At 68.5% G+C, this 13364-nt stretch carries 16 protein-coding genes; 7 read left to right on the forward strand and 9 right to left on the reverse strand.

Annotated features, from left to right (window positions below; genetic code table 11):
- The first annotated feature begins 100 nt into the window (after window positions 1–100).
- Together AJAP_RS25490 and AJAP_RS25495 are read left to right on the forward strand one after the other, a co-directional pair.
- Entirely contained in the window at window positions 101–643 is a 543-nt protein-coding gene (locus AJAP_RS25490; RefSeq protein WP_038515789.1) for a DUF1062 domain-containing protein, read from the forward strand.
- A 176-nt stretch (window positions 644–819) separates the two neighbouring features.
- Window positions 820–2076, forward strand: coding sequence for an HNH endonuclease signature motif containing protein (locus AJAP_RS25495; protein WP_038515792.1), 1257 nt, complete (start codon window positions 820–822; stop codon window positions 2074–2076).
- A 96-nt stretch (window positions 2077–2172) separates the two neighbouring features.
- On the opposite strand, the gene AJAP_RS25500 is transcribed toward AJAP_RS25495, so the two are convergent.
- From AJAP_RS25500 to AJAP_RS25510, 3 genes are all read right to left on the reverse strand, one after another.
- Window positions 2173–2460, reverse strand: coding sequence for a hypothetical protein (locus AJAP_RS25500; RefSeq protein WP_228694581.1), 288 nt, complete (start codon window positions 2458–2460; stop codon window positions 2173–2175).
- 248 nt (window positions 2461–2708) lie between these two features.
- Window positions 2709–3914 carry a class I SAM-dependent RNA methyltransferase gene (locus tag AJAP_RS25505; RefSeq protein ID WP_038515794.1) on the reverse strand — a complete coding sequence of 402 codons (1206 nt, stop codon included), beginning with the start codon at window positions 3912–3914 and terminating at the stop codon, window positions 2709–2711.
- On the reverse strand, window positions 3911–5938 hold the full coding sequence (locus tag AJAP_RS25510) for an APC family permease (RefSeq protein WP_038515796.1): 2028 nt from the start codon (window positions 5936–5938) through the stop codon (window positions 3911–3913). The genes AJAP_RS25505 and AJAP_RS25510 overlap by 4 nt, the downstream gene beginning before the upstream one ends.
- Before the next feature lie 97 nt (window positions 5939–6035).
- On the opposite strand from AJAP_RS25510, the gene AJAP_RS25515 reads away from it, so the two are divergent.
- Window positions 6036–6701: a potassium channel family protein gene (locus AJAP_RS25515; protein WP_016332962.1), complete on the forward strand. Its 666-nt coding sequence runs from the start codon at window positions 6036–6038 to the stop codon at window positions 6699–6701.
- Entirely contained in the window at window positions 6701–7357 is a 657-nt protein-coding gene (locus AJAP_RS25520; protein ID WP_016332961.1) for a potassium channel family protein, read from the forward strand. The genes AJAP_RS25515 and AJAP_RS25520 overlap by 1 nt, the downstream gene beginning before the upstream one ends.
- On the opposite strand, the gene AJAP_RS25525 is transcribed toward AJAP_RS25520, so the two are convergent.
- Both AJAP_RS25525 and AJAP_RS25530 read right to left on the reverse strand, forming a co-directional pair.
- The gene (locus AJAP_RS25525; protein WP_037343737.1) at window positions 7354–8082 is read right to left on the reverse strand and encodes a DUF3159 domain-containing protein; all 729 of its coding nucleotides are present in this window, start codon (window positions 8080–8082) and stop codon (window positions 7354–7356) included. The two genes, AJAP_RS25520 and AJAP_RS25525, sit on opposite strands and share 4 nt — an antisense overlap.
- A gap of 9 nt (window positions 8083–8091) precedes the next feature.
- Window positions 8092–8472, reverse strand: coding sequence for an OB-fold nucleic acid binding domain-containing protein (locus AJAP_RS25530; protein WP_034316985.1), 381 nt, complete (start codon window positions 8470–8472; stop codon window positions 8092–8094).
- Between the two features lie 103 nt (window positions 8473–8575).
- Between AJAP_RS25530 and AJAP_RS25535 the strand changes: the two genes are divergently transcribed.
- Window positions 8576–9283, forward strand: coding sequence for an alpha/beta fold hydrolase (locus AJAP_RS25535; protein ID WP_179948470.1), 708 nt, complete (start codon window positions 8576–8578; stop codon window positions 9281–9283).
- Here the strand turns inward: AJAP_RS25535 and AJAP_RS25540 are convergent.
- Together AJAP_RS25540 and dut are read right to left on the reverse strand one after the other, a co-directional pair.
- Window positions 9280–9933, reverse strand: coding sequence for a DUF3710 domain-containing protein (locus AJAP_RS25540; RefSeq protein ID WP_037343736.1), 654 nt, complete (start codon window positions 9931–9933; stop codon window positions 9280–9282). The genes AJAP_RS25535 and AJAP_RS25540 overlap by 4 nt on opposite strands.
- Window positions 9933–10415 carry a dUTP diphosphatase gene (gene dut / locus AJAP_RS25545; protein WP_007033571.1) on the reverse strand — a complete coding sequence of 161 codons (483 nt, stop codon included), beginning with the start codon at window positions 10413–10415 and terminating at the stop codon, window positions 9933–9935. The genes AJAP_RS25540 and dut overlap by 1 nt, the downstream gene beginning before the upstream one ends.
- A 24-nt stretch (window positions 10416–10439) precedes the next feature.
- Between dut and AJAP_RS25550 the strand changes: the two genes are divergently transcribed.
- Window positions 10440–10934 (forward strand): DUF3093 domain-containing protein, encoded by a 495-nt coding sequence (locus tag AJAP_RS25550; protein WP_051972591.1) that lies wholly within the window; start codon window positions 10440–10442, stop codon window positions 10932–10934.
- A gap of 92 nt (window positions 10935–11026) precedes the next feature.
- Here AJAP_RS25550 and AJAP_RS25555 read toward each other — a convergent pair whose 3' ends face one another.
- On the reverse strand, window positions 11027–11335 hold the full coding sequence (locus tag AJAP_RS25555; RefSeq protein WP_005164528.1) for a DUF4193 domain-containing protein: 309 nt from the start codon (window positions 11333–11335) through the stop codon (window positions 11027–11029).
- A 454-nt stretch (window positions 11336–11789) separates the two neighbouring features.
- On the opposite strand from AJAP_RS25555, the gene cei reads away from it, so the two are divergent.
- The gene (gene cei / locus AJAP_RS25560) at window positions 11790–12473 is read left to right on the forward strand and encodes an envelope integrity protein Cei (protein WP_038515802.1); all 684 of its coding nucleotides are present in this window, start codon (window positions 11790–11792) and stop codon (window positions 12471–12473) included.
- A 68-nt stretch (window positions 12474–12541) separates the two neighbouring features.
- Here cei and AJAP_RS25565 read toward each other — a convergent pair whose 3' ends face one another.
- Window positions 12542–13360, reverse strand: a complete 819-nt coding sequence (locus AJAP_RS25565) for an inositol monophosphatase family protein (RefSeq protein ID WP_038515804.1) — start codon at window positions 13358–13360, stop codon at window positions 12542–12544.
- Between the last annotated feature and the right edge of the window lie 4 nt (window positions 13361–13364).

Consider the following 13364-nt stretch of genomic DNA (forward strand, 5'->3'; position numbering starts at 1 on the left):
ACCCTGTGAGACCTCCCGAGCGCTGATTTCGTCGCGCGTCGCGTCTTTCGCGCCGCGCCTCCTTTTGCTGCGGATTTCTCACTGAACGGGTGTACTTCCCATGCTCGAAAACTGGGTGGTCGTTCCCACCTGCCTTCCTGCCGTCCTCCGCCGTTGCCACGCCTGCGGATCCGGGCGTTTCCGGGCGAACGGCAAATTCCGGGTCAACGCCAACCACAAACTCATCGACGTCTGGCTCCTCGTGCTCTGCACCGGGTGCGGGGACACCGCGAAACTCACGATCCTGGAGCGGGTGAACGTGCGCTCCGTCCGGCCTGAACTGCTGGAGCGGCTGCACGAGAACGACCTCGGCCTCGCCGCCGAACTGCTCCAGGATCCGGCCGTGCTCCGCCGTAACCACGTCGCCCTCGATTGGGAGGGTGCCTGGCGGCTCGATACCGGCTCCTTGTGTCATGGGGACTTTCGCGATGTCTCGGTTCACTTCGAGGCCCGGATTCCGCTTCGGCCCGTGCGGCTGATCGCGGAAGGGTGCGGTCTTTCGCGTGGCGAGGTCGAGAGATTGATCGAGGAGGGGAAGGTGGTTTCGGCCGTGCGGTTGCGAGGGAAGGTTTCCGGGGACTTCACTTTTACCCTGAAACGCTGACCTTGGGTCTCGCACTCACGTGATCAGCGGCGCGCCCTGTGTTCCCAAGTCCGTGAAGGCCTCCTTGGAGTCACGACGCACAGCACTCAAATCACTCATCAGTGGCAAATGCGCAATTACCGTCGTCGCTTAAAATTACGAATGATTCCCTGTGCATTTTTCGGTAATATGGAGATGTGCCCGAGACGACCATTCCCGAACTGCCGCAGGAGCTGTGGCGCGCCGGCAAGCTGGAGCTTGCCCACGGCGTGACGCACCTGCTGCAGGTCATGAGAGTGGCCTCCGCCGGACTGGGGAACTTCCTGGCGGAGATCGAGTCGCGGGGCGCGGAAGACTTGTTCGGCTACGGGAGCGCGGCATCCTGGCTCGCCGATGTCGCCCGGATCTCCCTTGGCGACGCCCAAGACATGGTGAACCGGGCTCTGGCCTTGAACCCCGCGCCGAGCGTCGGTGGCGAGGTCGCCGTGTTCGCGCCCGCGACCGCCGCCGCGGCCGAGGACGGCGCGCTCGGGGAGCAGCACATCGACCTGATCCTGGAGATCCTGCGCAAGATCCCGTCCGACGTACCCGTCGAGGACCGGGCCGGGGCGGAGAAGATCCTCGCCGACCTCGCCCGCGACGCCGGGCCGAAACAGATCGCCGAGGCCGGAGCCGACCTGCTCGCACACCTCGACCCCGACGGGAACGAGCCGAAAGACCCCGAGCCCGCCCCGCCGCGCCGCGAGGTGTTCGTCGAGCGCCGCAAGGACGGCTTCTGGAAGCTCTCCGGCTTGCTCGACCCCGAAACCGGCGCCCGCACCGCGGCCGCCCTGGACGCCTACGCGGCGAAGCGGCCCGTCGACGAGTTCGGCCGGGCCGACCACCGCACCCTGCCCCAGCGCCGAGGCGACGCGTGGGCCGAACTCCTCGATCTCGCCATCGCCTGCCCCGACCAGCCGGGCACTTCCGGTTACCGCACGCTGGTGCACGTGACCGTCGGGCTCGATGCGCTGAAGACCGGACTCGGGACCGCGTGCCTCGACTTCGTCGGCCGGATCACCGCCCGCGAAGCCCGGCTGGCCGCCTGCGACTGCCTGATGATCCCGGTGGTGCTCGGCGCCGCCGGCGAACCCCTCGACGTCGGGCGGATGAAACGCTTCGTCACTCCTGGCCAACGCCGGGCCCTGAACATCCGCGACGGTGGCTGCGCGTTCCCTGGCTGCCATCGAGCGCCGAAACACTGTCACGCCCACCATATTCGGCACTGGGCCGACGGCGGCCCGACCGATCTTCGGAACCTGGTCCTGCTTTGTTCCTTCCACCACCGGCTCATCCACCACGGTGACTGGCAGGTCCGGATGGCTCCCGAGGGGATACCGGAATTCGTGCCGCCCCAATACCTCGACCCATTACAGGTGCCACGGCGCAACACCCTCCATCGCGTCGTGACCTGACCTTCGCCCCATCCCGAGGAGCCCGCCGACCGCACCGGCGACGGGCTCCTCGGCATGCCCCTATTCAGCCCCAGACGCTTGTGCCTCACGAACTCCTCAAAGGTAAATGGCCGCCGGAGTTCCCCGATTCCCCGTCATCTGGTCCAGCGCCCATGCCCGCCCGAACTCGGCCAACGCGGGGCCCGACCAATACGCGGGAATACTGATCCCCTTCCACAACGGCATCTTCGGCCCGCTCAGGGTTCCGTGACTGACCTGCACCTGGACCGCGCCTTCCACCCAGGTGAAGACGAAATGCGCGTACATGAACATCCACGCCTGCCTGCCCAGCAGATCACGCGCGAGCACCGGCCCTTCGGAGGGGTACGGCGCCGTGTAGATCACTTGCTTCCGACCGCTGCGGTAACTGATCTCCTGTGCCGTGACACCAGGAGGAAGCATTGAGGGTTCCACTCGATCAGTCCTCCACAATGGTGATCGTGCCGTGCCCGTCACAGCCGGAACAACCTTTTCCATCACAGTCGCCACAGACCGAAGTAAGATAGTTCATGATTTGAGGAAGTTAGCGAGCACGACGACACCCGGACAAGCCGAACGAAGCCACTCCATTCCGACGAATTACAAATTCGGAATTATTGCAGCAGCGCAACGCATTCGACGTGGTGCGTCATCGGGAAAGCGTCGAAGGCGCGCAGATCCACGAGCCCGTATCCGTGCTCCTTGAACAGCGCGATGTCGCGCGCCAGGGCGGCCGGGTCGCACGCCACGTAGACGATCCGGTCCGGGGAACCCTCCACAATGGACTCCACGACCGCCTTGCCCGCGCCCTTGCGCGGCGGGTCGAGGACGACGACGTCCACCGGTTTGGGGGCATCGGCCAGCAGGTGTTCGACGCGGCCGGAGCGCCAGCGGACCTGCGGGAGGTCGGCCAGGTTCTCCTCGCCGTCGGCGACGGCACGCCGTCCGGACTCGATGGCCAGGACCCGTCCGCGCGGGCCGACCTGTGAAGCGAGGACGGACGCGAAGAGGCCGACGCCGGCGTACAGGTCCCAGGCCACGCCGTCGCGCGGTGCCTCGGCCCATTCCGCGACGACGGCGGCGAGCACGTCCGCGGCGGCCGGGTGGACCTGCCAGAAGCCGTGGGCGTCCAGGCGCCAGTCGCGACCGGCGGCGTGCTGTACGGCGATCCCGCCCGCCAGCTGCCGCGACCGGGTCTTCCCGTGGACCGTGGACAGGTCGCGAAGGTGCACTTGCCCCTCGCCGTCCTTGGTGACCTCGATTTCGCTGCCGGGCCGCCAGTTGCGCGACACGACGTCGTCGAGCGCGCCGGGGACGGTGATCGGGCAGTCGTCGACCGCGATCACGCGGTGGCTGTGGTGCGCGCGGAAGCCCGCCTTGCCGTCCTTGCCCGCGACGAGCCGCACGCGGCTGCGCCAGTCCAGCGGGCCACCGTCGAGCGCCTCGACGACGACGTCGCGCTCGATCCCGGCGAGCCGCTTCAGCTGCTCCATGACCACGGCGGCCTTGAGTTCACGCTGATGCTTGGGCGTGGCGTGCTGCCAGTCGCAGCCGCCGCACTCCCCCGGCGCCGCGAGCGGGCACGGCGGCTCCACGCGTTCGGGGGATGCTTCGAGGACCTCGATCGCGTCGGCGCGGCAGAACGAGCCGCCCTTGTCCTCGGTGACCGTGGCCAGGACCCGCTCGCCGGGCAGCGCGTGCCGGACGAACACGACCCGGCCCTCCGTCCGGGCGACGCAGTGCCCGCCGTGCGCGACCGCGCCGACCTCCAGCTCGATCGTTCGTCCGAGCCAGGTGCCGGTCGACGCGTCCACACTCATTCTGCTTTTTCCTTGTTCTTCTCGGGTTGCTTGACGACCGGGGAGAAACCGCGCCGGACGTCGCCTGCCGCCGGACGCGCCTTCCGGTCGCGTTTGATCGCCTTTTCCGACGATTCGAGCTGCCACGGCACACTGGTCACCATGACGCCGGGCTGGAACAGGAGACGTCCCTTGAGCCGCAACGCGCTCTGGTTGTGCAGGACCTGCTCCCACCAGTGCCCGACCACGTACTCGGGGATGAACACGGTCACCACGTTGCGCGGATTGTCGCCGCGGACGCGTTTCACGTAGTCCAGCACCGGTTTCGTGATCTCACGATACGGCGATTCGATCACCTTCAGCGGCACCTTGAAATTGTGGTCGTCCCATTCCTGGACGAGTTTGCGCGTCTCGACGTCGTCGACGTTCACCGTCACGGCTTCGAGGACGTCCGGCCGCACGGCCTTGGCGTAGGAGACCGCGCGCAAGGTCGGCAGGTGCAGTTTCGAAATCAGCACGATCGCGTGGTTGCGCGAAGGCAATACGGCCGGTTTCCGGTCCATTTCGCGCAATTCCTCGGCGACCCGGTCGTAGTGCTTCCGGATCGCGGTCATCAGCACGTAGATCGCCACCATCGCCGCGATCGCGATCCAGGCGCCGAGGAGGAACTTCGTCACCAGCACGATGATCAGCACGGTGCCGGTCATGGTGAGGCCGATCGCGTTGACCGTCTGCGAACGCCGCATCCGCCGCCGCACCGTCGCGTCGGTCTCCCTGGCCAGCAGGCGGTTCCAGTGCCGGATCATGCCCGCCTGGCTGATCGTGAAGGAGACGAACACCCCCACGATGTAGAGCTGGATGAGCTTGGTGACCTCGGCGTCGAACGCGATGATCAGCACCAGCGCGAAGGCGGCGAGGAACAGGATGCCGTTGGAGAACGCCAGCCGGTCGCCGCGGGTGTGCAGCTGGCGCGGCAGGTAACGGTCCTGGGCGAGGATCGAGCCGAGCACCGGGAAACCGTTGAACGCGGTGTTCGCGGCCAGCAGCAGGATGATGCCGGTGGCGAAGGAGATGTAGTAGAACGCGGGGGTGAAGTCGGCGAACACCGCCTGCGCGATCTGCGCGACGATCGTCTTCTGCTCGTAGCCCGCCGGAGTGCCGGTGAGCTGGGTTTCCGGGTGTTCGGCGAATTTGACGTCGGTGATGATCGCCAGCGTGATGATGCCGACCAGCATCGTCACCGCGAGCACACCCATCATCAGCAGGGTGGTCGCGGCGTTCTTCGATTTCGGCTTCTGGAACGCCGGGACGCCGTTGCTGATCGCCTCGACCCCGGTCAGCGCCGCCGCACCGGAGGAGAACGTGCGCAGCAACAGGAAGAAGAACGCGAAACCGGTCAAAGAGGCTTCTTCGTGCAATTGGAAGTCCGCGCTCTCGGCGCGCATGTCGGCGCCGGAGGCCGCCTCGATCAGGCCCCAGATCACCATGCCGAGGATGCCGATGATGAACCCGTAGGTCGGGATCGCGAACGCTTTGCCCGATTCGCGCACTCCGCGCAGATTCAACGCGGTCAGCACGACCACGATGATGACCGCGGCGATCACCTTGTGCTGCGCCACCCACGGAATGGCCGACCCGATGTTCGCCACGCCGGACGACGTCGACACCGCGACGGTGAGCACGTAGTCGACCAGCAGCGCGCTGGCGACGGTGAGACCGAATTTGCCGCCCAGGTTGGTGTTCGCGACTTCGTAGTCGCCGCCACCACTGGGATAGGCGTGCACGTTCTGCCGATAGGACGCCACCACGACCAGCATGACGAGCGCGACGGCGACGCCGATCCACGGCGCGAACGCGTACGCCGACAAACCGGCGACGCTGAGGGTCAGAAAGATTTCCTCAGGCGCGTAGGCGACGCTCGACAACGCGTCGGACGCGAAAATCGGCAGCGCGATGCGCTTCGGCAGCAGCGTATGCGAGAGGCGGTCACTCCGGAATGGACGTCCGAGGACGAGCCGCTTCAATACGGTCGGGAACTTCGACACCGCAGAAGACTAACGGTCCGCCCCCAAGGTAGGTTCGGCGCTGGTATGTCTGGGTACCTGCGGACGGGTGAACGTCCGACGACGAAGGAGGCAGGGCGTGCACGTGGTGATCATGGGATGCGGCCGGGTAGGCGCATCCCTGGCCGCGGCGCTGGAGCGGCTGGGGCACGAAGTCGCCATCATCGACAAGACCCAGCAGGCGTTCCGGCGGCTCGGCAGTGATTTCCACGGTCAGCAGGTGGTCGGCGTCGGTTTCGACCGGCAGGTGCTGATCGAGGCCGGGATCGAACGCGCGGGGGCCTTCGCGGCGGTGTCCAGCGGCGACAACTCCAACATCATCTCGGCACGGGTGGCCAGGGAGAACTTCGGCATCGACAAGGTCGTCGCCAGGATCTACGACCACAAACGCGCGGCGGTCTACGAACGGCTCGGCATCCCGACCGTGGCGACCGTGCCCTGGACGACCGACCGGTTCCTGCGCACCCTGCTCCCCGACGGCGTCGCCTCGGAATGGCGGGACCCGTCCGGCAGCGTGGCGTTGCTGCAGCTGCCGCTGAACGAGGGCTGGGTCGGGCACAGCGTGCGCGACCTGCAGGACACCACCGGCGCGCGGGTCGCGTTCATCATGCGGTTCGGCACCGCCGTCCTGCCCGACACCAAGGCCGTGATCCAGGCGGACGACGTCGTGTACGTCGCCGCGAAATCAGGCACTGTCAGCGACGTGACCAGCGTCGCCGCTCGCGAACCGGAAGAGGAGAACTGATGCGGGTCGCGATTGCCGGGGCCGGCGCGGTCGGCCGGTCGATCGCCGCGGAGCTGATCGACGGGCGCCACCAGGTGATGCTCATCGAACGCGAGGCCGACCAGTTCGAGCCGCACACCGTCGAGCAGGCGGATTGGGTGCTGGGCGACGCGTGCGAGGTTTCGATCCTCGAGGAGTCCGGGATCGAGGAGTGCGACGTCGTGATCGCCGCGACTGGCGACGACAAGGCGAACCTCGTGGTGTCGCTGCTGGCGAAGACCGAGTTCGCGGTGCGCCGGGTGGTGGCGCGGGTCAACAACCCGGCCAACGAATGGCTGTTCAACGACGCCTGGGGCGTCGACGTCGCCGTCTCGACCCCGCGGATGCTCGCGGCGATGGTCGAGGAGGCGGTGAGCGTCGGCGATCTGGTGCGGCTGATGACGTTCCGGCAGAGCCAGGCGAACCTCGTCGAACTCACCCTCCCGGAGGAGACGCCGCTCGCGGGCAAGGCGGTCAGCGAGATCAACCTGCCGCGGGACGCGGCGCTGGTGACGATCCTGCGCGGCGACCGGGTGATCGTGCCGCAGCCGGAAGACCCGCTGGAGCCGGGTGACGAGCTGCTGTTCGTGGCGACGTCGGACGTCGAACCGGAGATCCGGACCGCGCTGGGCTATTAGTTGTCGACGGCGGGCGCCTGCGCGTACTTCGCGCGCAGGCGGGCCTCGACCTCTTCGTCGGTCTCTTCGCGCGGGGCCTCTTCGGCCTGCGCCTTGAGATGCTTGTCCGACCGCCGCACCGCCCAGACGACGGTGAGCAGGCCGAGCGCGTACAGCGGGTAGCCCATCGCGATCTTCGCGAAGGCCAGCCAGCCGGTGTAATCCTCGTCGTAGAGCCAGCGCTGGACGACGAACCGGGCACCGAAGATCAGCGCCATCGCGGCGGTCGCGATCGAGTAGGAGATCAGCGACTTCTTGTCCTTGCGCCACGCGTGGCCGCTGCCGTTGAGCGCGTTCCACACCACGCCGGCGAGCGGCCAGCGGACGAGGATCGACAGCACGAAGACGCCGCAGTAGACCAGGCTCGTCCAGATGCCGAACAGGAAGAAGCCCTTGGCGGAACCGGTCCGGTAGGCGATGAACGCCGCGATCGCGACGCCGAAGAACCCGGAGATCGCGGGCTGCAACGGCTCCTTGCGGACGATGCGCAGCACGGTGATCGCCACCGCGCTGCCCACCGCGGCCCAGATCCCCACCGTGAGCCCGAAGATCGCGTTCGCGATCACGAACACGATGACCGGCAGCGAGGAATAGAACAGTCCGGACAGCCCGCCCATCTGTTCCAGCAGGGTGGGCTGGGGCTTCTTGTCTTCGGTCTTCTCTTCGCCGCCGACGGGTTCAGTCACGATGCGGGATCAACTCACAGGGCTCTGAAGTTCGTAATAGGGGTTGTAAAGCACCTTCTGACCATCACGTTCGGCCATCCGGCCGCGCACCTTGATGGTTCGCCCGGGTTCGATTCCGGGGATCCGGCGGCGTCCGAGCCAGATTAGCGTCACACCCTGTGTGCCGTCGAACAGCTCGGCCTGCAGGGTCGCCGCCTCGTTGGTCGGGCAGAGCTCCACGCTGCGGAGTCTGCCGAGCACCGTCACCTCTTGACCCGACCGGCAGTCGCAGGCGCGCTGCGCTCCGCCGGCCTCGGATTTTTCGGACAGATCGTCGGCGTCGAGATCCTCGACGTCGCTGGTCAGCTTGCGGACCAGCCGGCTGAAGTAGCCGCCGTCTTTGGCGGACATAACGGTGCTCCTGTGCTCCGGGGCCCCCGACTTGAACGGCCCGTGCGTAATCCAGCGTAACTGTGCTCGGACCAGGACAACGGGTTTGGGAGAAGATCGCAACGTGACCTCCGCTATTCCGCCTACGACGGCAGTAGTACTCCCCGGCACCGGGTCCGACGAAGTGTTCGTGCGCGCCGTGTTCGGCGGTCCGCTGCGGGCACTCGGCATCCGGTTGCTCGCCCCTCCCCCGCCCCCTGGCGAGCGGCTCGCGGAGGGCTATCTCGAGGAGCTGGACCGGCTCGCCGACGAGCACGGTCCCCTGCTCGTCGGCGGCATCTCGTTCGGCGCGCACCTCTCGGCGGAGTGGGCGGCACGGAATCCGGGCCGCTGCACCGGCCTGCTGGCCGCGCTCCCGGCCTGGAACGGCCCGGCCGGGCGAGCACCCGCGTCGCTCGCCGCTCGGCTGTCAGCGGATCTGGTGGACGAAAACGGGGTCGACGGCGCGCTGGCGAAATCCTCCGACGGCGTCCCGGAGTGGCTCGCGGCGGAACTCGGCCGCGCGTGGCGGCGGCACGGCGACGGACTGGCGTCGAGCCTGCGCACGGCGGCGGCCCATCCCGCGCCGTCACTCGAAGACCTCGAGGGTCTCGACGTGCCCGTGGGGATCGGCGCGTGCGTGGACGATCCGATCCATCCGGCGGAGGTCGCCCGCGCCTGGGCGGACGCCCTGCCGCGCGCCGAGGTCGGCGAGTCGACGCTCACCGCCCTCGGCGCGGACCGGGAGTCACTGGGCCGGGCGACCGTGCTGGCCTGGCTGAAAGCCCGCTAGCCCTGCTGCTCGGCGATGTGCTGCGCGACGGCGTCGGGCAGCGTGATGGTCAGCGGGGTGCGGACCGGCATCGGCGCGTCACCGCGGTCGACGATGGTGTGCCGCACGATCTCCCGCAGCACGGCGGGCGCCTGCGACGCCTGCGACTGCGGCCCGGCGATGACGCCGCGGAGCATCCAGCGCGGGCCGTCGACCCCGACGAACCGCAGCGCGACGTCGCCGACGATCGCCGACAGCTCCAGCCCCCACTCCCCCATGCCGACCGAGACCTTGGCGCCGTCGGCCCGCAGCTGCTCGGTGAGCTCGGTGCTGACGTCCTTCCACAGGCCGCCGGACCGCGGTGCCGCGTAGCCGCTGACGGTGATCTGGCCCTGTTCGGTGACGACGTGCACCGCGCGGACGCCGCCGCTCTCCGGGTCCATCTCGACCTGGACCTGGGAACCGTCGGGCACCGGCACCTTCACCGAGCCGAGGTCGATCCTCGGGATGCCGTCCTCGGGCGCGTCGGCGAGGTCGAAGGGGCCGTCGGAGGTCTCCGACAGCTGCGACTCGATCTCTTCGTCGGCGTCGTCGGCAACTGGACGCTCGTCGACCTCGGGCGCGGCGTGCCGTCCGGTCGGCTTCGCGCGCTTGCGTCCGAAAATCCCCACTAGTTCTCCGTTCCTTCCCTGGCTCCGGCTCCCAGTGTGGCGTGTCCGCCCGTGGAGCCATACCCTCCCTCGCCGCGCTCGGACGGCTCGAGCTCGGCGACCTCGACGAACTCGGCCTGTTCGACCCGTTGCACGACCAGCTGGGCGATCCGGTCGCCGCGGGTGAGCACGACCTTCTCGGAGAGATCATGGTTGATCAGGCAGACGCGGATCTCACCGCGGTACCCGGAGTCGATCGTGCCGGGGGTGTTGACGACCGAGAGGCCGACGCGGGCGGCGAGACCCGAGCGCGGGTGGACGAAGCCCGCGTACCCGGGCGGCAGCGCGATCGCGACCCCCGTGCCGACCACGCCGCGTTCACCGGGCGCGAGCACGAGATCCGAGGTGGTGACGAGGTCGGCGCCCGCGTCGCCGGGGCGCGCGTAGGCGGGGAGGGGGACCGAAGGATCGATCCGGGAAAGCAGTACCTGAACGGTGGACACGGGCGGCGAGACTACCCTGAAGAGGTGGTTGAAAGTGTGAGCGCGGCCGAAGGCGGCGACGTCAAGCATTCAGAGCGGCTCTATGTCCCGTGGTGGGGCTGGCCGTTGCCGCTGCTGGGCGGCGGGCTGCTGGCGGCGGAGATCGACATGGGCTACCCCGGGCTCCGCGGATGGCTGCCGTACGTGGTGCTGATCCCCGCGGTGATCGCGCTGATGGTCTCGCTCGGCCGGTCTCGCGTCCGGGTGACCGGCGGCGCCGAGCCGGAGCTGTGGCTGCGCGACGCGCATCTGCCGCTCAAGTTCGTCGGAGACGTCGACGTCATCGACAAGGAAGCGAAGCGCAAGGCGCTCGGCCGCGACGCCGATCCGGCGGCGTTCGTGCTGCACCGGGGCTGGGTCGGCCCGGTCGTGCGGGTCTGGCTCACCGACCCCGACGACCCGACGCCGTACTGGCTGTTCAGCACCCGGCATCCGGAGAAGGTGGCCGCGCTGCTCCGCCACCCCGCCTCGAAGTCCTAGACACAGAAAGGGGGCCGACCATCCGGTCGGCCCCCTTTGTTCCTGTTTCAGTCCCCGAAGCCCCTGTCGCGCCGTCCCCTGTGCCCGTAGGCTCAGGCGCAGTCACGGCAGATGAGCCGGCCGCCACTCTCCTCCGCGAGCCTGCTGCGGTGGTGCACCAGGAAGCAGACGGAGCAGGTGAACTCGTCGGCCTGCTTGGGCACGACCTTGACGGTCAGGTCCTCCCCGGAAAGTCCGGAGAGGTCCGCGCCCGGCAGCTCGAAGTTCTCGGCGGTCGCGTCCTCGTCGACGTCCACGACGCCGGACTGGTTTTCGTTACGCCTTGCCTTCAGCTCTTCCAACGAGTCTTCGGCCAGCTCGTCGGCTTCGCTGCGGCGCGGAGCGTCGTAGTCGGTCGCCATTAGTCCCTCACCCCTGCGATGCTTTCGATGTCAGATGGCCCGGACCCGCGAGCGCGCGGCTCGTGAGTCCTTCGTGCCGCTGGTTAACGTCCCAGCGCCCCTGTTTGTGCCCGGCTGGGCAGTGAGCGAGGTCTCTCTTTTGCGCCTCTTACTGCCGCCTGAGCCCGCGAAGGGTAGCTCACGTCGATACCGGCTCTGCAACGAGTCAGACATTGCTGCGATTACGTCACCCAACAGGGGGAACCCTGCTGTCAAGACGCCTGTCGTCCGAATGGGTTGCCCCCGCGTCGGGTACCTCACCCCTTGGGCCCGGCTGCTTGCCCGGAGTGGCCATCGCGTGGTGCTATCCGGAGGCCCGCGCCGATCATCCGCGCCGCAACGCATAGGCTGATCGGACACGATGGTGAGATGAAGCACCGTCCGGGGATCCGGGCTTTGGGGAAGGGACTGGCAGGTGGCGTCGGGGAACGGCATCGGGGACCGCGGGGCGAGGCCGTATCGCAAGCACAAGCCGCTGCCCGCGCTCATCGTCATCGGGGTGATGGCGCTCGGCGCGGTGATCGTCTGGGTGAACGTCGTCGCGAGCAAATCCGACGTCGACGCCAGGGTCCGCTGCGATCCGCCGCCCGTGCCGCAGCAGGGTGTCACCTACACGCCGCTGGCGCACAACGGTCTCGACGACCGCGCGCCGGTCCCGCCGGACAAGGTCGCCGTCCAGGTGCTGAACGGATCCCAGGTGCGCGGGCAGGGCGGCATCGTCACCAGCACTCTCCGGGAACTCGGTTTCTCCCAGATCGTCGAGCCGGACGTCGACCCGGCCTACAAGAACGCGGAAGCCAAATGCCGCGGCCAGATCCGCTTCGGTGAGAACGGCGCCGCCGCGGCCCGCACGCTGAGCCTGGTGGTCCCGTGCGCCGAACTGGTCAAGGACAACCGCAAGGACGCTTCGGTCACGCTCACCACCGGCACCCTGCTCGGCGACATCCGCCCGAAGGCGGAGGCGCGCCAGGTCCTCGACCAGCTCACGAAGTGGTCGAAGGCGCAGCAGGGCAGCGGCGGCGGTGAGCAGTCCGCGGGCGGCGGTGCCCCGGTGATCGACCAGGCGCTGCTGAAGGCCGCCCGCGAAGCCCCCTGCTGAGGCTCTCTCAAGCGCTATGAAAGGTCCTTTCCTTGCAAAATTTGCAAGGAAAGGACCTTTCATGGCATTCAGATCGTGCCCACACCCGACTCCAGCAGCGCCTGACGCAACGGAGCAGCGATCGACGGCGCCACCGCGAACGTCGCGTCCGGCCCCAGTTCCGCGTCCTCGCCCGGCAACGACACCCGAGCGCCCGCCTCGGCCGCGATGAGCGCGCCGGCGGCCCAGTCCCAGTGCCCGAGGCCGTGTTCGACGTAGGCGTCCAGCCAGCCCGCCGCGACGGCGCACAGGTCCAGCGAGGCGGCCCCGTTGCGCCGGACGTCCCGCACCCGCGTCGCCAGTTCCGCGACGAACCGGGCCTGTTTCGTCCGCCGTTCCACCTTGTAGGCGAATCCGGTACCGACGAGCGTCAGGTCCAGCCGGGAAGGGGCGTTGACCGACAGCGGCCGCCCGTCGAGGAACGCGCCCTGCCCCCGCGCGGCGGTCCAGCGGCGCCCGCTGACCGGTTCGACGACGGCGCCCGCCACCGACACCCCGCCGACCTGCGCGGCCACCGACACGGCGAACCAGGGCAGCCCGTAGAGGAAGTTCACCGTCCCGTCGATCGGGTCGACCACCCACGTCACGCCGTCACCGGCGACGCCCCCGCCCTCCTCGCCGAGCACGGCGTCGTCCGGGCGCAGTTCGGCGAGCCGGGCGCGCACCAGCCGTTCCGACTCGTGGTCCACGGCGGTCACCACGTCGGTGTCGGCGGATTTGGTGTCCACGCGCACCTCGCGGCCCGCGTTCATCCCGGTCCAGGCCTCGTGGACCAGTTCGGCGGCTTCGCCCGCGACACGCTCGGCGACACCCTTCAGCAACGTCTCGTCAACTCCCACGTCCGCCATGTCA

This window comes from Amycolatopsis japonica (assembly GCF_000732925.1).
Taxonomy (GTDB): Bacteria; Actinomycetota; Actinomycetes; order Mycobacteriales; family Pseudonocardiaceae; genus Amycolatopsis; species Amycolatopsis japonica.